The 19,507-nt window shown below is 72.0% G+C and carries 15 protein-coding genes and 1 pseudogene; 10 read left to right on the top strand and 6 right to left on the bottom strand.

Going from position 1 to position 19,507, the window contains the following annotated elements; all coding sequences use genetic code 11:
* Positions 1 to 7 precede the first annotated feature (7 nt).
* The 5 genes from Z164_RS0100905 to Z164_RS0100885 all read left to right on the top strand — a co-directional run bounded on the left by Z164_RS0100905 (position 8) and on the right by Z164_RS0100885 (position 6,662).
* The gene (locus Z164_RS0100905; RefSeq protein WP_024888871.1) at positions 8 to 760 is read left to right on the top strand and encodes a helix-turn-helix domain-containing protein; all 753 of its coding nucleotides are present in this window, start codon (positions 8 to 10) and stop codon (positions 758 to 760) included.
* A gap of 110 nt (positions 761 to 870) precedes the next feature.
* Positions 871 to 3,198 (top strand): nitric-oxide reductase large subunit, encoded by a 2,328-nt coding sequence (locus Z164_RS0100900; RefSeq protein WP_024888870.1) that lies wholly within the window; start codon positions 871 to 873, stop codon positions 3,196 to 3,198.
* Positions 3,199 to 3,280: 82 nt separating this feature from the next.
* Entirely contained in the window at positions 3,281 to 4,516 is a 1,236-nt protein-coding gene (locus tag Z164_RS0100895; RefSeq protein ID WP_024888869.1) for an NnrS family protein, read from the top strand.
* A gap of 21 nt (positions 4,517 to 4,537) precedes the next feature.
* Positions 4,538 to 4,939 carry a SirB2 family protein gene (locus Z164_RS0100890; protein WP_024888868.1) on the top strand — a complete coding sequence of 134 codons (402 nt, stop codon included), beginning with the start codon at positions 4,538 to 4,540 and terminating at the stop codon, positions 4,937 to 4,939.
* A gap of 112 nt (positions 4,940 to 5,051) precedes the next feature.
* Positions 5,052 to 6,662, top strand: coding sequence for a mechanosensitive ion channel (locus Z164_RS0100885; RefSeq protein WP_024888867.1), 1,611 nt, complete (start codon positions 5,052 to 5,054; stop codon positions 6,660 to 6,662).
* A 106-nt stretch (positions 6,663 to 6,768) separates the two neighbouring features.
* Here Z164_RS0100885 and Z164_RS23175 read toward each other — a convergent pair whose 3' ends face one another.
* The 6 genes and pseudogenes from Z164_RS23175 to coaBC all read right to left on the bottom strand — a co-directional run bounded on the left by Z164_RS23175 (position 6,769) and on the right by coaBC (position 14,283).
* The gene (locus Z164_RS23175) at positions 6,769 to 7,326 is read right to left on the bottom strand and encodes a hypothetical protein (protein WP_236621728.1); all 558 of its coding nucleotides are present in this window, start codon (positions 7,324 to 7,326) and stop codon (positions 6,769 to 6,771) included.
* Between the two features lie 37 nt (positions 7,327 to 7,363).
* Positions 7,364 to 8,839: a peptidoglycan-binding protein gene (locus Z164_RS19685; RefSeq protein ID WP_024888866.1), complete on the bottom strand. Its 1,476-nt coding sequence runs from the start codon at positions 8,837 to 8,839 to the stop codon at positions 7,364 to 7,366.
* The gene (locus tag Z164_RS21205; protein WP_152540827.1) at positions 8,836 to 9,969 is read right to left on the bottom strand and encodes an XAC2610-related protein; all 1,134 of its coding nucleotides are present in this window, start codon (positions 9,967 to 9,969) and stop codon (positions 8,836 to 8,838) included. Before Z164_RS21205 ends, Z164_RS19685 begins: the two co-directional genes overlap by 4 nt.
* 135 nt (positions 9,970 to 10,104) lie before the next feature.
* Positions 10,105 to 12,426 (bottom strand): phosphomannomutase/phosphoglucomutase, encoded by a 2,322-nt coding sequence (locus Z164_RS0100865; protein ID WP_024888864.1) that lies wholly within the window; start codon positions 12,424 to 12,426, stop codon positions 10,105 to 10,107.
* 129 nt (positions 12,427 to 12,555) lie between these two features.
* Positions 12,556 to 13,020 carry a dUTP diphosphatase gene (gene dut / locus Z164_RS0100860; RefSeq protein ID WP_024888863.1) on the bottom strand — a complete coding sequence of 155 codons (465 nt, stop codon included), beginning with the start codon at positions 13,018 to 13,020 and terminating at the stop codon, positions 12,556 to 12,558.
* 58 nt (positions 13,021 to 13,078) lie between these two features.
* A pseudogene (coaBC, locus tag Z164_RS19675) lies at positions 13,079 to 14,283 on the bottom strand (bifunctional phosphopantothenoylcysteine decarboxylase/phosphopantothenate--cysteine ligase CoaBC).
* A 190-nt stretch (positions 14,284 to 14,473) separates the two neighbouring features.
* Between coaBC and radC the strand changes: the two are divergent.
* From radC to argS, 5 genes are all read left to right on the top strand, one after another.
* Positions 14,474 to 15,148 carry a RadC family protein gene (radC, locus tag Z164_RS0100850; protein ID WP_024888862.1) on the top strand — a complete coding sequence of 225 codons (675 nt, stop codon included), beginning with the start codon at positions 14,474 to 14,476 and terminating at the stop codon, positions 15,146 to 15,148.
* A gap of 313 nt (positions 15,149 to 15,461) precedes the next feature.
* Entirely contained in the window at positions 15,462 to 15,770 is a 309-nt protein-coding gene (locus Z164_RS0100845; protein WP_052338320.1) for a hypothetical protein, read from the top strand.
* Positions 15,767 to 17,362, top strand: coding sequence for a PepSY-associated TM helix domain-containing protein (locus Z164_RS0100840; RefSeq protein WP_024888860.1), 1,596 nt, complete (start codon positions 15,767 to 15,769; stop codon positions 17,360 to 17,362). Before Z164_RS0100845 ends, Z164_RS0100840 begins: the two co-directional genes overlap by 4 nt.
* Entirely contained in the window at positions 17,359 to 17,700 is a 342-nt protein-coding gene (locus tag Z164_RS0100835; protein WP_024888859.1) for a DUF3325 domain-containing protein, read from the top strand. Before Z164_RS0100840 ends, Z164_RS0100835 begins: the two co-directional genes overlap by 4 nt.
* Before the next feature lie 73 nt (positions 17,701 to 17,773).
* The gene (gene argS / locus Z164_RS0100830) at positions 17,774 to 19,462 is read left to right on the top strand and encodes an arginine--tRNA ligase (RefSeq protein ID WP_024888858.1); all 1,689 of its coding nucleotides are present in this window, start codon (positions 17,774 to 17,776) and stop codon (positions 19,460 to 19,462) included.
* Positions 19,463 to 19,507: the final 45 nt, after the last annotated feature.

The raw sequence follows: 19,507 nt of genomic DNA, 5'->3' as shown, positions 1-19,507 counted from the left end.
CCGGCGCGTGAGCGATCTCACCTTTCCCCGCATCGACGAACGGGTGCTCGCCGACGACGGCGACGCGCTGAATTTCTGCTCGACCTGCGCCTTCTCCCAGGCCTGCCTGGCCGAGGGCATGGACAAGGGGTCGCTGCAGGATCTGCACATGCTGGTGCAGCACGTGGGGCCCGTCCACGCCGGCGACCACCTGTTCCGCACCGGCGACCCGTTCGAGGCCATCGCCGCGGTGCGCGCGGGCACGGTGAAGACCTACGTCGTGGACCGCAACGGCCGCGAGCACGTGCTGGGCTTCCACCTGCCCGGCGAGGTCATCGGCCTGGACGGGATCGACGGCGACACCTACCCCTGCAACGCCGTCGCGCTGGACACGGTCATGCTGTGCCGGTTCTCGTTCCCCAAGATCTCGGTGCTGGCCGCGCGCCTGCCCGGCCTGCAGCGGCACCTGTTCCGCCTGCTCAGCCGCGATATCGGCCGCGCCGCCCTGCTCGCCGGCGACTGGAGCGCCGACGAACGCATGGCCGCGTTCCTGATCGGCATTTCGCAGCGCCTGGCGGCGCGGGGATTCTCGCCCGACCGCTTCCAGCTCACCATGGCGCGCACCGACATCGCCAACTACCTGCGCCTGGCGCCGGAAACCGTCAGCCGCGTGCTGAAGCGCTTCCAGGCCGAGGGCATGCTGGGCGTGGAGCGGCGCGAGGTCGAGATCCTCGACCGCGCGCGCATCGAGGCCCTGGCCGCGCCGGTCCTGCGTCACTGATCGCGCGCGCGGGCGCGGCTGCCGGCGGCCGACGCCCGGCCGCTTGACCTACGTCATGGCGGGTCCCCGCCCCCGGTTCGACCATGCGCGGGCTCGAATCGGAGATCCTCATGACCAGCTATCGCAAGCTGTGGCTGGGCCTCATCGCCCTGCTGCTCGCCTCGTTCGCCGTACTGCTCTGGGCCGGAAGCGGAATCTTCCGCGCCGCGCCCCCCGTGCCCGAACGGGTACTCGCCGAGGACGGCCAGGTCCTCTACACCCGCGCCGACATCGAACGCGGCCGCCAGGTCTGGCAGTCCATCGGCGGCATGCAGCTGGGCTCGATCTGGGGCCACGGCGCCTACGTCGCACCGGACTGGAGCGCGGACTGGCTGCACCGGGAAGCGACGACGATCCTCGACGCCTGGGCGCGCGAGGAAGGCGGCGAGCGCTGGGCGCAGCTGCCGGCCGAGCGGCAGGCCGGCCTGCAGCGTCGCCTGCAGGCCATGATGCGCACCAACACCTACGACGAGGCCGCCGGCACCATCACGCTGCCGGCCGATCGCGCGCGCGCGGTCGGGGACGTGGCCGCGCATTACGTCAGCTTGTTCGGCAACGATCCGGCCACCGCCGAGCTGCGCGAAGCCTACGCGATGAAGGAGAACACCGTGCCCGACGCCGCCCACCGGCAGGCGCTGACGGCGTTCTTCTGGTGGACCGCGTGGGCCGCGACCACCGAGCGCCCGACGGCCCAGGACGGCGCGCCGGCGCCCGACCGGCAGGGCGCGCAGTCCAAGCCGGTCACCTACACGAACAACTGGCCCGCCGAGCCGCTGGTGGGCAACGCCCCGGCCGCGCCGCTGTGGCTGTGGTCGGTGTTCAGCGTGCTGTTCCTGATCGCCGGCATCGGCCTGCTGGGCTGGCACCATGCGGTGTCCGAGGACCGCGATGAGCGGGGCCACACGCTGCCCGCGCGCGATCCCTTCGCGACCCTGCGCATCACCCCGTCCATGCGGGCGGTGGCCAAGTACTTCTGGGTGGTGCTGGCGCTGTTCCTGGTGCAGATCCTGCTGGGCGCGATCACCGCGCATTACCAGGTCGAGGGCCAGGTGGCCTACGGCTTCGCGCTGTCGGAGATCCTGCCCTACTCGCTCTCGCGCACCTGGCATACCCAGCTCGCGGTGCTGTGGATCGCGGTCGCCTGGCTCGGCACCGGCCTGTACATCGCGCCGGCGCTGTCCGGCCACGAGCCGCGCTTCCAGCGCCTGGGGGTGAACTTCCTGTTCCTATGCCTGCTGGTGATCGTGGTCGGTTCGTTCGCCGGGCAGTGGTTCGCGGTGATGCAGAAGCTCGGCCTGGAGCACAACTTCTGGTTCGGCCACCAGGGCTGGGAATACGCCGACATGGGGCGCTTCTGGCAGTGGTTCCTGTTCGTCGGCCTGCTGCTGTGGGTGCTGCTGGTCGGCCGCGCGCTGTGGCCGGTGCTGACCTCGAAGCAGAACGAGTCGCGCTCGATCGTGGCCCTGCTGTTCCTGGCCACCGCCGCCATCGGCCTGTTCTTCGCCTCGGCGCTGATGTGGGGCGAGCACACCCACATCTCCGAGGTGGAGTACTGGCGCTGGTGGCTGGTGCACCTGTGGGTGGAAGGCTTCTTCGAGGTCTTCGCCACCGCGGTGATGGCGCTGATCTTCACCCGCCTCGGGCTGGTGCGCACCTCGGTGGCGACGGTGGCGGTGCTGTTCGCGACCATCGTCTTCATGGCCGGCGGCGTGCTCGGCACGTTGCACCACCTGTACTTCATCGGCGGTACGCCGACCGCGGTGGTGGCCCTGGGCGCGAGCTTCTCCGCGCTGGAGGTGGTGCCGCTGGCCTACCTCGGCTTCGAGGCGTACCACACCTGGAAGCTGGGCAAGTCCACGCTGTGGATGAAGCGCTACCGCTGGCCGGTGCTGTTCTTCATCGCGGTCTCGTTCTGGAACCTGGTGGGCGCCGGCCTGTTCGGCTTCCTGATCAACCCGCCGCTGTCGCTGTACTACATGCAGGGCCTCAACCTGACCCCGCTGCACGGGCACACCGCGTTGTTCGGCGTGTACGGCATGCTCGGCATCGCGCTGATGCTGTTCTGCCTGCGCGGGCTGCGCGGCCAGATGCGCTGGGACGCCGGCGCGCTGAAGGTGGCGTTCTGGGCGCTCAACATCGGCCTCGCCCTGATGGCGCTGCTCACCCTGCTGCCGCTGGGCACGATGCAGCTGCTGGCGGCGATCGAGCACGGCTATGCCTACGCGCGCTCGGCCGAGTTCATGCAGCGGCCGATCGTCGACCTGCTGATATGGATGCGCGTGCCGGGCGACACGATCTTCAGCATCGGCGCGCTGGCGCTGACCTGGTTCGTGCTGCGGCTGTGGGTGGCGCCGAAGCGGGAATCGCCCGAGGCCATCGCCGAGGACGCGCGCGACTGACGCCGCGCCCGTTCCGGGCTCGCTGCGGCCGGCGCTGACGCAAGTCAAGGCGCCGGCCGCGTCGCGATGGCAGGCTGACCGCATGCGAACCGTTCCTTCCCCCGCCCCCGCGCCGCGCCCTTCGCCGCGCTGGCTGGCCGAGGCACCGCACCGCGCCCTGTTCTTCGTCGGCGCCAGCAACGTGCTGCTGGCGATGGCCTGGTGGGCGGCGTGGCTGGCCGCTTCGCGCTGGCAGACCTTCGCGCTCGCGCAGCCCCAGCCCTATGCCGGCTGGCTGCACGCGTTCGTGATGCAGTACCAGGTGCTGCCGAGCTTCGTGTTCGGCTTCCTGCTCACGACCTTCCCGCGCTGGATGGGGCTGCCGCCGTTCTCGCGCGCGCACTACCTGCCCGTGGGCGCGGGCCTGATCGGCGGCCAGCTGGCGACCCTGCTCGGCGCGCTCGGCTGGAGCGTCGGCATCACCGTGGGGGCCTGGCTGACGGTCGCCGCCTGGCTGGCGGGTCTGGCCACACTCGGCCCGCTGCTCTGGCGCGAACGCGGCGTCACCTGGCACGCGCGCTCCTGCTTCGCCGCGCTGGCGCTGGGCGGCCTGGGCCTGGCCGCCTGGATGGCGTACCTGCTCGGCGGCTCGGCGCTGTGGGCCTTCGCCAGCATCAAGCTGGGCAGCTTCGGCTTCCTGGTTCCGCTGTACCTCACCGTGGCCCACCGCATGTTCCCGTTCTTCGCCGGGCGCGTGGTCCCCGGCTATCGCGAGTGGCGGCCGCTGTGGCTGCTGGCCGCGCTGTGGCCGTTGTGCCTGGCCCATCTGGTCTTCGAGCTGCTCCATCTCTACGGTTGGCTGTGGCTGGCCGACCTGCCGCTGCTGGCGCTGACCGCCGCCATGCTCTGGCGCTGGTGGCCGCGCGGCCGCCAGCCCGCCCTGCTGGCCGCGCTGTTCGTGGGCCTGGCGTGGCTGCCGCTGGCCTTCGCGCTGTACGCCGGACAGAGCCTGGCGTATCTCGCGACCGGCGTGTACTGGCTCGGCCGCGGCCCCGCGCACGCGCTGTTCGTGGGCTTCTTCGCCAGCGTGCTGGTGGCGATGGTGACGCGGGTGACCCAGGGCCATTCCGGGCGCGCGCTGGTCATGCCCGGCGTGGCCCGGTATGCCTTCGTCGCCGTGCAGGTCGTCGCCGCATTGCGGGTCGCCGCCGAGGCGCTGCCCGACGCCGGCGCCTGGCAGGCGGTGGCCGCACTCGGCTGGCTGGCCGCCCTCTCCCCCTGGGTGGCGCACCTGGGCGGCATCTACCTGCGTCCGCGCGCCGACGGCCACCCCGGCTGACCCCACCCACGGACTTCCTCGATGATCGAGTTCTATCCGCAGATCAAGCACGCCCACATCGGCCTGGCGCTGACCAGCGGCGCGCTGTTCGCGCTGCGCGGCGCCTGCGCCCTGGCCGGCATGCGCTGGCCGCAGCACGCCGTGGTGCGCTGGACCAGCTACACGATCGATACCGCCCTGCTCACCGCGGCGATGATGCTGCTCACCATCCTGCCGGGCGCGCTCTACGCCAACGGCTGGCTGGCCGCCAAGCTCTCGCTGCTGGTCGTCTATGTGATCCTGGGCAGTTTCGCGCTCAAGCGAGCGCGTACGCGCCGAGCGCGCGCGGTCTGCTACGTGGCCGCGCTGGCGACGTTCGGCGCGATCTACACCATCGCCCGGGCCCACCACCCGCTGGGCCTGCTCGCGCCGCTGCTGGCCTGACGCGTGCAGCTGCCGTTCACTTCCGGCCCACAGCCCGGGCTGTATTCATAGTGGACTCGCGTTCGCCGTCCGTCCTCGCGACGCCGCCATTCTTCGACCGTGGAGTCCGCACATGGAACCGCAACCTCTCGCCCGCCATCTCGAATTCAGCCTGGGCCAGTACCTCCCGTCCGTGCTCGGCGCCGTCCTGATCCTGGTCGTCGGCCTGCTGCTCGCGCTGCTCGCGCGCGGCGGCATCCGCAAGGGGCTGAACCGCCTGCGCCTCAACGAGCGCGTCGGCTCGCAGACCCGCTCCCAGTTCGACGTGGTCGGCGTGGCCGCCTCGATCGCCTTCTGGTTCGTGATCCTGCTGACCCTGATCGGCGTTTTCAGCGTGCTGCGGATCGACGGCCTGTACGGCCCGTTCTCGGCCCTGGTCGCCGAGGTGATGCTGTACCTGCCGCGCATCGTGCTGGCCGCGGTCCTGGCGCTGGTGGCCTGGATCCTCGCCACCGTGCTGCGCGCGGGCATCGAGCGGCTGATGGCGGCCGGGCAGTGGGACGAGAAACTCTCCGCTTCGGCCGGCGTCAAGCCGCTGTCGGCGGTGCTGGGCAACGTCGTCTACTGGCTGGTGCTGCTGCTGTTCCTGCCGGCCATCGTCGGCGCGCTGCGCATCGAAGGCTTGATGGCGCCGCTCAACGAGCTCACCGGCCGCTTCATGGGCGCGCTGCCCAACGTGTTCGCCGCCGCCATCATCGGCCTCGTCGGCTGGCTGATCGCCAAGGTGCTGCGGGGGCTGGTCAGCAACCTGCTCGCTGCCGCCGGCATCGACCGCTTCAGCAACCGCGCCGACGTCACCGAAGGCGTGCGGCTCTCCGAACTGGGCGGCACGCTGGCCTTCATCCTGGTCATCGTACCGACCCTGATCGCGGCCCTGGACGCGCTGGCGATCGAGGCGATCTCCGCACCGGCCAGCGAAATGCTCGCGCTGCTGCTCACCGCCGTGCCCAACATCCTGGCCGCGGCGCTGATCCTGCTGGTGGCCTGGTTCCTCGGGCGCTTCGCGACCGGGCTGCTGGTGCGCCTGCTGCAGAACCTCGGCACCGATCGCCTGCCCGCTCGCCTCGGGCTGTCGCGCCTGGTGCCGGATGCCGGCGCGGATACCGGCTCGGCACCGTTGCGCGAGGGCCCCGGCCCGCAACGCGTCGAGCACGTGGCCGACGATCTCGCTCCGCCGGTCGACCCGCTGGCGGCCCCCGCCCGCACCGCGCCCTCGGGCGGCGGCCTGTCCGCCTTCATCGGCCGCCTGGCGCTGTTCTTCATCATGCTGTTCGCGACCGTCGAGGCGGCCCACCGGCTGGGCTTCGTCGGCGTGCGCGACCTGCTGGCGATGTTCATCGCCTTCGGCGGCGACATCCTGCTCGGCGTGGTGATCCTGGCCGTCGGCTACTGGCTGGCCGACCTCGCCGCCGGCGCCATCCAGCGCGCGAATCCCGACGGCCGCGCCGGCTTCGCGCGCATCGTGCGCGTGGCCATCCTCGGCCTGGTGATCGCGATGGGCCTGCGCGCGATGGGCATCGCCGACGACATCGTCAACCTCGCCTTCGGGCTGGTGCTGGGCGCGGTCGCCGTGGCCGTCGCCCTCGCCTTCGGCCTCGGCGGCCGCGACGCCGCCGGCAAGATCGCCGACCGCTGGGCCGAGGACTACCTCGCCCGCAAGCGGCGCGACGAACCGCCGCGCTGAGCCGCGCGACGCCGGACGACGCCCACGGCCTCGCGGCGGCGGGCGTCGTCCGGTCGGATAGCGAAATGTCGTAATGGCACCGGACGCTTAGCCTTCATGGCAACCGCTACGGCCGCGGCCGCGCCTGCTGGTACTGCTTCCTGTCGCCTCGCAGCCGTCCCTCGGGATCGACGTTGACGCAGATGCGGCCATCGCACACGACGGCATCGGAAGCGAAGAACGCCTGCACCACCGGCACGGCATGCTCGTAGCGCGCCAACTCGTCCTGGGCCTGCGCCAGCTCGCGGCGGTAGTAGCCCAGCACGGCCCAAGCGACGAGCAGCACCAGCAGCAGGATCGAGCCGGCGGCAGCGAACCAGGCCCACACGGTTCTGCTGGCTCCCTGCAGATGCGCGGAGGTCGCCGAGATGGCGCGGCCATACTCAGCCGCAACGGGGGAAACCGCATCCTTGGCCTCCCTCACGATCCGCGCACCGGCACCGCCGACGATGCCTTCGATGTCGCGTCGGAACTGCTGCACTTCCCGCCGAAGCGACTGCACTTGTTCGTTGAAAGAGGCCCCCATGCGGGCTTCGCGCTGGGCCATTTCCGAGCGCAGCATCATCAATGCTTTCACCGCATCCGGCGGCATGTCGGCATTCGGCTTCAAATCCCGGCTATCCATGACGGCGTCCCCTTGAATCCTGTCGCACGGATGCGGCTCACATCCGCATCATCGGCTCCTGCTGCCCCGCTAGCGCCTGCTGCCGCTCCAGCGCCTGTTGCTGCGCAAGCGCCTCGTCGCCCAGTCGCGCCAGGCGCTGCCCTTCCGGCGACTGCGCGAACTCGATCGCGATCCGGTCGGCGAGATCGCTGTCGCCGGCCATGACCGCGGCGAAGTAGCGGTCCGCGAACGGATCGTTGAACGGGCCGGACTGAGGTTGCTGCATGCTCCGGTGCTGCTCCGACGAGGTGCTTTCTTCCTGCGCCGGCGCTTGCTGCTGATGTGCGTTCTGGACCTCCGGCCTGCGACGCACCACTTCGACGGTCTCGGGCAGGCCGAATTCCACTGCGCGGGCATTGAGCGCATCGCGGGTGCGCTCATCGGCCAAGCCATTGGCGGGGGCGATGCCCTCGTCGCGCTGGAACCCGCGCACGGCTGCTTGCGTATCCGCGTCATAGCGTCGGCTGACCCGCAGCGGTTGTCCGTTCTCGCCGCGCGCGCCTAGTCCCTGCAACTGCCTCTGCAGGTCGGCGACCGCATCGCCGCGTTCCCCGGGAGCGAGCACGCCATCGTTCAAGGGGCCGTGCAGTTCCATGATGGTCTTGAGCCGGAAACCCGGCTCGGCCTGCAGCGCTTCGCCCCGGATCCGGTCGAACAACACCTGATCGACCGTTCCGGTCCGCGGCTCGATCCCCACCCTGCCCTGGTAGTGGCGAACGGCCTGCTCGGTCGCGGGCCCGAAGTCGCCGTCGGGCGACAAGGGCCGGCCCGCCGCATCGGCGACGTTCAACGCCGCCAGGTATTGCTGCAACTCGAATACGCGCGCGTTCGCATCGCCGCGCCGCAACGGCGCATCGTCGTCGCGCGTCGCCGGCAGTGGCGTCAGATCGACGCCATCTCGACGGACCGAGGTCACCAAATCGGCGACCTTCGGCTCCCACGCACGGGCCAGCGCGGCGATGTCGGAGGCACGATCGGTGCCGTTCACGATCCTGCGGGCGTTGAAATGATCTGCGTTTTCGGCGGTGATGTAGTGATGGAGGCCGCGGCCGGTAAACAAGCCGTCGCGCATACCGACGACAAGCACCCCGGCTGCGATCTCGGGTTCGGCCGCGAGCGACGGGTTGTCCAGCAGCTCGTCGCCGCGCCCCAGTGCCGCGCCCAGGCGCTGGTAGTTGTACCAGTGGGTCAGATGCGCATAGCCACGTCCAAAGTATTCCTCGGCGCCCAGGCCCAGTATCGCGCCGCCCTCGGTGCGCTCATTGCCTTCATAGCCCCTCTGCGCCGCCTGCTTGCGGCCGTGTTCCTCTTCGAGACTGGTGAAGTTCTGGCTCTCGTGCTGTGCGGTCGCCAGCACATAGGCGATCTGGCGCGGGTCGGTCACCCCTTCCGCCAGGCAGGTCTGCACGATCAGGCGGACCGACTGGTCGCGACTGATCGGCGAAGGCGCGCTGCGCCCATATCCATCGCTCACGGTGTCGGCTCTCCTTGCGGCGTCGTCATCCACGAATCGTCGAAGATTTCCTCCGCATCCAGTGCATTCTCTCCGCAGGCGGCGTAATCCCTGCGCGCCACGATCCGGGGAACGGCATCGTGCACCTCTATCAGCTTCTCGCCGCGATCGCACGGTCCGCTGCGATACCAGGCGTAGATGCGGCCACGCACGATCCGCGACAGGGAATGACCTTCCATCAGCGCGGCGAGCGCGGTGTTCTCAACCAGCCGCCGGGCTTGCGGATCGTACAGATAATAGGTGTAGGACGGATCGCCATAACTGCCGTCCGGACCGCTCCAGACCATCAGGTCTTCGTGTCCATCCTCGTCGATATCGGTCAAGATGATGCCGTTGCGGCCTTCGCTGAAGCCCGCCTCCAATGATCCGCGGGCACCGATGATCGCGGGAGGGTCACGGTCTGGCCGGAGTGCCTTTGGAAGCCAGACTTCCGGCAGGAAAACCGTCTGCCGACTCAGCTCCGGCGTTGAGATCGCCAAGCGAACATTGCTGCAGATCAATATGTTCACCATCCGATCGATGCAGCCATCCGACTGCATCTCGATCGACGTATCGCCCAACCGCAATTGCAGCGATCCATCGGCATCCGGCTGGTCCTTGGCCCAGAACTCCGGATCCAGCTCCGACCGCAGCCGGCCGAGTTCGCCGATCCGCGCACGCGTGCGCTGGAGGCGGCAGAGCTGGCTGGCGGGCCGGGCTTCGACCGTCGCGGCGGCGCACAGGCGATCGGTGTCCTCCTCCCACTCGCGCTGCTCGGCGCGCAAGGCGCGTGCCCGCGCTGGGTCGAGCTTGACCTCCATCCCCCACAAGAACCGCTCCATGCCGCCGTACTGATACGTCAGCTCGTCCTCCAGGCAGCGCGCCCGGGTCCGGGCATCGTCGCCAGCGGCGGCCACGCATTCGCGATACTTGCGGCCGCCCTCGTATTGGTCGCTGTCGGACGGGGGCGGGGCGGCATGCTCCACCGAGTCGGGCTGCGCTGCAGCGGGCTGCGCCAGCGCTGCGCCGTGGCAGCCGGACAACGCGGCCACCAACAGCGCGCTCGAGGCGAACGAGCGCCAATCCCGATGTCGTCGCATCCAGGCATCCATGCGGGACGTCATATCCGTTCCAACCAGGAGTTGGGAGATTGCCGGCTTTTAGCACTCGTGCATTGCGCAGACAAGCGCCGGCGTTCCTGGCGCGATGGCGCGCGCTGCTGAGCGCAGGGCCGTGTCGGAAGCCCCTCAGAACGGCAGCGCCAGCTCCGGCTCCACCGCCAGCAGCTCGGCGCGGAAGGCTTCGCGGATGCGGTCGAGCGCGGCCTCGTCGTCGGCGTCGAAGCGCAGCACCAGCACCGGGGTGGTGTTTGAGGCGCGGACCAGGCCCCAGCCGTCGGGCCAGTCGGCGCGCAGGCCGTCGATGGTGGACAGGCGCGCGCCGTCGAACCGGGCCGCGGCCTGGAAGCGCTCGACGAAGGCGTGCGGGTCGCCGCCGGGGGCCGGCACCTTGATCTCGGGCGTGGAAACGCCGGCCGGCAGCGCGGCGAGCACGGCGCTGGGCGCTTCCGGCTGCGCGGCCAGGATCTCCAGCAGGCGGGCGGCGGCGTAGATGCCGTCGTCGAAGCCGTACCAGCGTTCGGCGAAGAAGAAGTGGCCGCTCATCTCGCCGGCGAGTTCGGCCTCGGTCTCGCGCATCTTCGCCTTGATCAGCGAGTGCCCGGTCTTCCACATCAGCGGGCTGCCGCCGTGGCGCAGGATGTGGCCGGGCAGGCGGCCGGTGGACTTGACGTCGTACAGGATCACCGCACCCGGGTTGCGCTCGAGCACGTCGGCGGCGAACAGCATCAGCAGGCGGTCGGGGTAGATGTTCTCGCCATCGCGGGTCACCACGCCGAGGCGGTCGCCGTCGCCGTCGAAGGCGATGCCGAGGTCGGCATCGAGCTGCGCGACCATGCGGGCGAGGTCCTCGAGGTTGTGCGGCTCGCTCGGGTCGGGATGGTGGTTGGGGAAGGTGCCGTCGATCTCGCAGTAAAGCGGCACGACCTCCGCGCCGATCGCCTCCAGCACGCGCGGGCCGATCTCGCCGGCGACGCCGTTGCCGGCATCCACCACCACCTTGAGCGGGCGCTCGGTCTGCACGTCGGAGGCGATCCGCTCCACGTAGTCCTGGGCGATGTCGCGCTGTTGCAGTCCGCCGGGCGCGGGCGCGGCGTACAGGCGACCTTCGCTGATGCGCGAGTGGAGATCGACGATGGCGTCGCCGGACAGCGTCTCGCCGCCGACGACGATCTTGAAGCCGTTGTAGTCGGGCGGGTTGTGGCTGCCGGTCAGCGAGACGCAGCAGCCGGTGCGCAGGTGATAGGCGCCGAAGTAGGCTACCGGCGTGGGCACCATGCCGATGTCGATCACGTTGCGGCCGGCGCGGCGCAGGCCCTCGATGAGGCCGGCGACGAGGTCCGGGCCGGAGAGGCGGCCATCGCGGCCGATCACGATGTCGGTCAGGTCCTGCTCGTGCATCAACGAGCCGATCGCCTGCCCGATCAGCGCGGCGACGCCGGCATCGAGCGTCTCGCCGACCACGCCGCGGATGTCGTAGGCGCGGAAGATGCTGCGATCGATGCGGGCTGGCTGGGACTGGGGCACGTCTTTGACCTCGGATGCGTTGGCGGAAGGAACGGGTTGGGTGCGCGCGAGCGCGACCGCCTCGGACAGCGTGGGCGCGTCGTCGCCGGCGTCCGCGGCGGCGCGGCCCAGGCTGGGCAGCACGCGCCAGCACAGGTAGGCCAGCAGCAGCAGCGCCAGCGCGGCGCCGACCGTCGCCGGCCCGGACAGACCGAAAGGCGCGGCCACCGGGTGCGGCATCGCGGCGGCGATGCGCAGGCCGGTGCCGGGCACCGGCGCGGCCAGCCGTTCGGCGGCGCCGGCATACTGGGCGCTGCCGCGTTCAAGCAGGGTGACGCCGCCCTGGCGCACGGCCAGGTACATGCGCTCGCCGTCGATGTCCGCGGCCTGGAAGGCGGCCTCCACGCGCGCGAGCGGCAGGCGCGCGAACGCGACCCCGGCCAGCGCGTTGCGCGCATCGCGGACCGGCATCGCCACCGCCAGCCGCAGGGCGTCGTCCTCGCGGATGACCCAGTCCACCGCGCGGTCCTCGATCATCGCCGCCTCCAGCACCGCCGCGCGGCCGAAGCTGCCCGCCGGCAGGCCTGCGTACACGCTTTCCAGCGCCGGCGGGTAGACCGCGGCCTCCTCCAGGCCCGGCCATTCGTGCGCGAGCGCGGCCGCGGCGGCTTCCAGGCGGCCGTCGAGCAACGGCTGGCGCACCTGCGGCGACTCGAGGCGGGCGGCCATCCGATCCTGCTCGCTCTTGAGCGCGCGCCCGACCGCCTCGACGGTGGCGTCGCGCGCCTGCTGCAGGCCGGTCCGGCGATGCTCGTCCTCGATCTGGCGCCAGCCGCTCCAGGCCAGCCAGGCCGCCAGCAGGAGCAGCACGATCGCGACGGCGGGCATGGCCGGGCGTGCGCGGGCCAGCAGTTGCCGCGCCTTGTGCGGTTGGGTCTCGGTCATCCTGTCGTCCCCCTGGACCTGTCGGCCGCGAGCCGCGGCCCGCGCGCCGTCGCGGCGCCGCGACGGCGCCGCCCGTGCGCGGCATACCCTAGCGCGATTGCGCGGCCGCGGGTACCGCAGCCGCTGCGCTCAGCGCAGGCCGGTATGGCCGAACCCGCCGGCGCCACGCGCGCTCGCCTCGAAGTCGTCGACCAGCGCGAGTTCGGCGCGCACCACCGGCAGCAGCACCAGTTGCGCGATGCGATCGCCGGGGGCGATCGCATAGGGCGCGCGCCCGCGGTTCCAGGCGCTGATCATCAGCGGGCCCTGGTAGTCGGCGTCGATCAGCCCGGTGCCGTTGCCCATCACGATGCCGTGGCGGTGGCCCAGGCCCGAGCGCGGCAGGATCATCGCGCACAGGCCCGGATCGGCGATGTGGATCGCCAGCCCGGTCGGGATCAGCGCGGCATCGCCGGGGTGCAGGGTCAGGTCGGCGTCGAGCGCCGCGCGCAGGTCGAGGCCGGCGCTGCCGGCGGTGGCGTAGGCGGGCAGCGGCCACTCGGCGCCGTAGCGCGCGTCGAGGCGACGGACCTGGAGGAGATGGTGGGCGGACACGCGGGCTCCGTGCTGGACCGGCGCCGCGGCACCGGTGGGGGTTCGGCCGGGGAACGGCTCAATCGGGAAACACGAGGTCGAGCAGGCGCTCGGCCAGTTCGGTCTTGGGCGCCGGCCCCAGCGTGCGCTCGCCGCCGGGCCAGTACACCGACAGCGCGTTGTCGTCGCCCTCGAAACCCTGGCCGGGAACGTCCACGCGGTTGGCGGCGATCATGTCCAGGCGCTTGCGGACCAGCTTGTCCTGGGCGTAGCGCGCCAGGTCGCCGGTCTCGGCGGCGAACCCGACCAGGCGCCGCGGGCGCAGCGCGTGCGCGCCCAGCTCGGCCAGGATGTCGGGCGTGCGCACCAGCTCCAGCAGCAGGGTCTCGCCGGTCTTCTTGACCTTCTCGGGCGAGGGCCGGCGCGGCGTGTAGTCGGCCACGGCGGCGGCGCCGATGTAGGCATCGGCCGGCAGCGCGGCGAACACCGCCTCGCGCATCTGCGCCGCCGAGCGCACGTCCACGCGCGAGACGCCCGCCGGCGTGGCGAGCGCCACCGGGCCGGCCACCAGCACCACCTCGGCGCCGCGCCGCGCCGCGGCCGCGGCGAGCGCGAAGCCCATCTTGCCGCTGCTGCGGTTGCCGAGGAAGCGCACCGGGTCGATGTCCTCGTAGGTCGGCCCGGCGCTGACCACGACGCGCCTGCCCGCCAGCGAAGCGCTCATCCGGCCAGCTCGCGCACGATCGCCTCCGGCTCGCGCAGCCGGCCCGGGCCGGACTCGCCCTCGGCCAGCGGGCCGTCGTCCGGGCCGATCACCCGCACGCCGCGTTCGCGCAGCGTGCGCACGTTGGCCTGGGTGGCGGGGTGCCGCCACATGCGGTGGTTCATCGCCGGGGCGATGGCCACCGGCGCGTCGGTGGCCAGGCACAGGGTGGCGACCAGGTCGTCGGCGAAGCCGTGCGCCAGGCGCGCGATGAGGTCGGCGGTGGCGGGGGCGACCACCACGCGGTCGGCCCACTGCGCCAGTTCGAGGTGGCCCATGGCGGCTTCCGCCGCCGCGTCCCACAGCGAGGTGCGCACCGGTTCGCCGGAGACCGCCTGGAACGTGGCGGTACCGACGAAGCGCTGGGCGTTCTCGGTCATCGCCACCCGCACCCGGGCGCCGGCGTCGCGCAGGCGGCGCACGAGGTCTGCGGCCTTGTAGGCGGCGATGCCGCCGCCGACGCAGACCAGCACCCGCTGGTCCTGCAGCAGGCCGTGCAGAGGCGAGGAGGGGGCGCTCATCGGCTTGCGAAGAAATCCGACACGTACGGGGGCGGACAGCTTACCCGATGCCAGGCATCCGCCCGGCTGTTCGTCCGCCAGGGGCGCGCTTGAATGGGGGCCAGCGCCACGGCGGCGGCCCGCCGACGCACGGTCCCTCCCCTCGCCGTGCCGGCCGTCCGCCGTGGCGCGCCTTCCCAAGGAGAACGTCATGCGTATCTGCGATTGGCCAAAAAGCGAGCGGCCGCGCGAGAAGATCATGAAACACGGCGCCAGCGTCCTGTCGGACGCGGAACTGCTGGCGGTCTTCATCGGCAGCGGCGTGAACGGCGAGGATGCGCTCGCCACCGGCCGCGGCATCCTGAGGCGGCATGGCTCGCTGCGCGCGGTGCTCGAACGCAGCCCGCCCCAGCTGATGCGCCTGCCCGGAATCGGGCTGGCGCGCGCATCCTGCATCGCGGCCGCGCTGGAACTCGGCAAGCGCTACCTGGATGACGATCTGAAGCGCGGGGACTGGATGTCCGACCCGTCCTCGGCCGGCCGCTACTTCGCTCAGCGCCTGCGCCACCGCCCACGCGAGATCTTCGCGGCGCTGTTCCTGGATACGCGCAACCGGGCGATCCAGTTCGAGGAACTGTTCCACGGCACCATCGACAGCACGGAAGTCCACCTGCGCGAGGTCGTCCGGCGCGGCCTGAGGCACAACGCGGCCGCGGTGATCGTGGGCCACAACCATCCCAGCGGCAACCCGGAACCCAGCCTGGCCGACCGGCGCGTCACCGCCCATCTCAAGCAGGCGCTGAAGCTGGTCGACATCCGCCTGCTCGACCACTTCATCGTCGGCGACGGCCCGCCGGTGTCGATGGCCGCGCGCGGCGAACTCTGAGGACTGCCCCCGGGCCGGGGAATGAGTATCATTCCCCGCTCGCGTCGGGAGCGCTCGGTTCAAAGGCGCCCCTCGCACGACGCGCGCAAAGCGGTCCGCCCGCAAGGCCGGCCGCTTCGCGCCTGGAAGATTCGACTGGTCAGCCATCGCCGCCGGTCCGGCAGATGGTGGTCCGAAGTCCGATGTCGCACCCGTTTCCGTTGTCCCGTCGCCGCCCGCCGGCTCCGCTTCGCGTCCGCGCGCCACGGCCGCGCCCTGCGCCGGCGGCAGGCTGCCTCGTGCCCTGCCGCCGGGCATGCCGCAGGCGCTGCGCATGAGCCGTCGCGCCGGCGCCACCGCCGCCTCGATGGCCGCGTACCGGCTGGGCGTGCTGTCGCGCAGCCTCGCCGCGCTTTTGGGCGGCTACGCGTTCGCCGCCTCGGCCAGCATGCTGCTGGCGCTGGCGTTGCCCATGCCGCGTGCGCAGGCGACGCTGACCGGCCTCCTCGCCGGCATCGCGCTGTACGCCGTCGCCGCGATGTGGGCCTTCGCCGCGCGCAGCGCCGCGCGCGCCTGGCTCGGCATCGCCGGTGCGGCCGCGGCGATGTGGCTGATCGCCCGCTGGCTCGGGGGCGCGGCATGAAGGAGGGCTTCCGCCAGTCGATGGCCTGGCTGCACACCTGGACGGGGCTGCTGGTCGGCTGGTTGCTGCTGCTGATCTTCATGGCCGGCACCGCCAGCTACTACCGCGACGAGATTGGCCGCTGGACGCGCCCGGAGCTGCCGCGCACGCAGGTCGCGCCGGAGGTCGCGCTGGCGCGCGCCTTCGGCTACCTCGAGCGCCACGCCGCCGGCGCCGAGCTGTGGAACGTCGCGCTGCCCACGTCGCGCACGCCGCAGCTGACGATGTTCTGGCGCAATCCCGCGCCGGCCGACGGCCGCCCGGTCGACCGCCGCGCGCGCTTCGGCAGCGCCCTGGTCGATCCGGCCACCGGCGAGGAAGTGGCCGCGCGCGATACCCGCGGCGGCGACTTCTTCTTTCGCCTGCACTTCGACCTGCATTACATCCCGGTGCTGTGGGCGCGCTGGCTGGTCGGGCTGTGCGCGATGTTCATGCTGGTGGCGATCGTCACCGGCGTCGTGACCCACAAGAAGATCTTCATCGACTTCTTCACCTTCCGCCCCGGCAAGGGCCAGCGCTCGTGGCTGGATTTCCACAACGCCAGCGCCGTGCTCGCGCTGCCTTACCACGCGATGATCACCTACACCGGCGTGGTCACCCTGATGTTCCTGTACCTGCCGTGGGCGATCGACGCGGCCTACCCCCACGGCAGCGACCCCTTCTTCGAAGAAGCCCTGAACGCCCCCCCGCAGGTCCGTGCGGCCGCCGGCGCGCCAGGCGCGCTGCCGGAGCCGGCGCGGCTGCTGCAGGCCGCGCGCGCCGAGTGGCCCGACCGCAGCCCGGGACACGTGATCGTCCACCACCCCGGCGATGCCAACGCGGTGGCGGTGGTCCAGCCCGGGATCGACGGCCGGCTCTCGGTGCGCGCGCCTTCCCTGGTTCTCGACGCCGCCACCGGCGAGATGCTCGCGCGCAGCCCGCCGCCCGGCGGCGCCACCCAGACCCACGGCGTGATGTACGGGCTCCACCTGGGCCGCTTCGCCGGGCCGTGGCTGCGCCTGCTGCTGTTCGGGTCCGGCCTGCTCGGCTGCCTGATGGTCGCCAGCGGCCTGGTGCTGTGGGCGGTCAAGCGCAGGCCGCAGCACCTGAAGGCCGGCCGCATCGGCTTCGGCCTGCGCCTGGTCGATGCGCTCAACATCGGCTCGGTGGGCGGCCTGCCAATCGCCTTCGCGGCGTTCTTCTGGGCCAACCGCCTGATCCCCTTCGACGCGGCCGAGCGCGCCGCGCTGGAGGCGCACGTCTTCTTCGCGGCGTGGGCGCTGGCCCTGGCGGCGGCGCTGGCCTGGCCCCGGCGCGCGATGTGGGCGTGGCAGCTCTACGCCGGCGCCGCACTGTTCGCCCTGCTGCCGCTGCTCAACGCGCTCACCACGCAGGCCCACCTGGGCCGCACGCTGCCGGCCGGCGACTGGGCCCTGGCCGGCGTCGACCTCGCCTGCCTGGGGCTGGGGCTTGCGCTCGGCGTCGCGGGCCGACGCATGCAGCGCTGGCGTCCGGCGCCCACCGCGGCGCAGAAGCGCGCGCAGCAGGCCGCGGCTGCCGGGCGCGCCGCATGACGCTCGCCGCGCTGTCGCTGTGCTTCGCCGCCTTCGCCCTGCTGTGCGTGGGCCTGCCCCGGCACTACGGCGCCCTCTACGGCAGCGAGGGCGCCGTGCCGCGCAGGCTGCGCGGCCTACGCATCGCCGGCTGGGCGCTGCTGGCGCTGGCCTTCGCCGCCTCGGTGTCGGCCGAGGGCTGGAACCGCGGGCCGCTGCTGTGGCTGGGCGGGCTGACCGTCGCCGGGGTCGCGCTGGCCCTGGGCCTGTTGCCGTACCGGCCGCGCGCGCTGGCGCCGGCGGTGGTGCTGTCGCTGCTGCTCGCGCTGGCGGGCTGGGGATGGCGCGCCGCGGCCTGAACGCCGCGGTCGCGGCGCCCGCGGTCGGACGCGTCGGCTAGAATGCGCGACCCGTCTTCGCACGCGCCCACCCGTGAAATCCCAGCTTCGCGCCCTCATCGAGCAGGGCCTCGACGCCCTGCGCCGCCAGGGCACCCTGCCCGCCGACCTGCCCTCGCCCGACTTCGTCGTCGAGCGCCCCAAGGACCGCGGCCACGGCGACTTCTCCACCAACGTCGCGATGCTGCTGGCGAAGCCGGCGCGCAGCAATCCGCGCGCGCTGGCGCAGGCGCTGATCGACGCCCTGCCCGGCAGCGAGCTGCTGGCCGGCGTCGAGATCGCCGGTCCGGGCTTCGTCAACTTCCGCCTCGCCCCCGCCGCCTGGCAGGCGCAGCTGCGCGCGGTCCACGCGCAGGGCGCGGCCTACGGCCGCAACGACTCCGGCGCCGGGCGCCGCGCCGGCGTGGAGTACGTCTCGGCCAATCCCACCGGCCCGCTGCACGTGGGCCACGGCCGCGCCGCCGCGATCGGCGACTGCATCGCCCGCGTGCTGGAAGCCAACGGCTGGAACGTGGCGCGCGAGTACTACTACAACGATGCCGGCGTGCAGATCGAGAATCTCGCCCGCTCGGTGCAGGCCCGCGCCAAGGGCTTCAAGCCCGGCGATGCCGAATGGCCGGCCGATGCCTACAACGGCGACTACATCGCCGATGTCGCCGCCGCCTACCTGCGCGGCGATCGCGTCGAGGTCGAGGGCCATACGGTCGAGGGCCGCAACGATCCCGACGACCTCGATGCGATCCGCCGCTTCGCCGTGGCCAGCCTGCGCCGCGAGCAGAACGAGGACCTCGCCGCCTTCGGCGTGTCGTTCGACGTCTACTTCCTGGAGTCCTCGCTGTACGCCGACGGCAAGGTCGAGGAAACGGTGCGCCAGCTCGTCGCCCACGGCCATACCTACGAGGAAGGCGGTGCGCTGTGGCTGCGCTCGACCGACTTCGGCGACGACAAGGACCGCGTGATGCGCAAGTCCGACGGCAGCTACACCTATTTCGTGCCGGACGTCGCCTACCACCTGTCGAAGTGGCAGCGCGGCTACGAGCGCGCCATCACCGAGCTGGGCGCCGACCACCACGGCAGCCTCGCCCGGGTGAGGGCGGGGCTGCAGGCGCTGGACGTGGGCATCCCCGAGGGCTGGCCCGAATACGTGCTGCACCAGATGGTCACGGTGATGCGCGGCGGCGAGGAAGTGAAGCTGTCCAAGCGCGCCGGCAGCTACCTGACCCTGCGCGACCTCGTCGAGGAGGCGGGCCGCGACGCCACGCGCTGGTTCCTGATCGCGCGCAAGCCCGATTCGCAGCTGGTGTTCGACATCGACCTGGCGCGCAGCCAGTCGCTGGACAATCCCGTCTACTACGTGCAGCTCTCGCACGCGCGCATCTGCGGCCTGCTGCGCCAGCTCGACGAGCGCGGCCTCGCCTTCGACCTGGAGGACGGCCTGGCGCAGGCGCCCGACCTGGACAGCGCGGCCACCCGCGACCTGCTGACCGAGCTCTCGCGCTGGCCCGAGATCGTGGAGGCGGCCGGCAGCCAGCTCGAGCCGCACCTGATCGCCGCCTACCTGGTCGAGCTCGCGCAGGCGTTCCAGTCCTACTACAACGATCACCAGTTCCTGGTGGACGAGCCCGCGGTGCGCAACGCGCGCCTGGCGCTGGCGCTGGCGACACGGCAGGTGCTGGCCAACGGGCTCGGCCTGCTGGGCGTGGGCGCGCCGGAGCGCATGTAGCGCGCGGCGCCGGGCGCGTTCAGGGCGCCGGCGCGCGCGCGGGGC

The organism is Luteimonas huabeiensis HB2, from assembly GCF_000559025.1.
In the GTDB taxonomy this organism is placed as follows: domain Bacteria; phylum Pseudomonadota; class Gammaproteobacteria; order Xanthomonadales; family Xanthomonadaceae; genus Luteimonas; species Luteimonas huabeiensis.
The sequence above is the reverse complement of the archived record's forward strand: the minus strand, read 5'-3'. Positions and strand labels throughout refer to the sequence as shown.

Coding starts and splice junctions, on each gene's coding strand:
- Z164_RS0100835 (WP_024888859.1), top strand. CDS start 17,359: ATGACGCTCGCCGCGCTGTCGCTGTGCTTCGCCGCCTTCGCCCTGCTG.
- Z164_RS0100865 (WP_024888864.1), bottom strand. CDS start 12,426: ATGACCGAGACCCAACCGCACAAGGCGCGGCAACTGCTGGCCCGCGCA.
- Z164_RS0100840 (WP_024888860.1), top strand. CDS start 15,767: ATGAAGGAGGGCTTCCGCCAGTCGATGGCCTGGCTGCACACCTGGACG.
- radC (WP_024888862.1), top strand. CDS start 14,474: ATGCGTATCTGCGATTGGCCAAAAAGCGAGCGGCCGCGCGAGAAGATC.
- Z164_RS0100900 (WP_024888870.1), top strand. CDS start 871: ATGACCAGCTATCGCAAGCTGTGGCTGGGCCTCATCGCCCTGCTGCTC.
- Z164_RS23175 (WP_236621728.1), bottom strand. CDS start 7,326: ATGGATAGCCGGGATTTGAAGCCGAATGCCGACATGCCGCCGGATGCG.
- Z164_RS0100895 (WP_024888869.1), top strand. CDS start 3,281: ATGCGAACCGTTCCTTCCCCCGCCCCCGCGCCGCGCCCTTCGCCGCGC.
- Z164_RS0100845 (WP_052338320.1), top strand. CDS start 15,462: ATGAGCCGTCGCGCCGGCGCCACCGCCGCCTCGATGGCCGCGTACCGG.
- Z164_RS21205 (WP_152540827.1), bottom strand. CDS start 9,969: ATGGATGCCTGGATGCGACGACATCGGGATTGGCGCTCGTTCGCCTCG.
- Z164_RS0100885 (WP_024888867.1), top strand. CDS start 5,052: ATGGAACCGCAACCTCTCGCCCGCCATCTCGAATTCAGCCTGGGCCAG.
- Z164_RS0100890 (WP_024888868.1), top strand. CDS start 4,538: ATGATCGAGTTCTATCCGCAGATCAAGCACGCCCACATCGGCCTGGCG.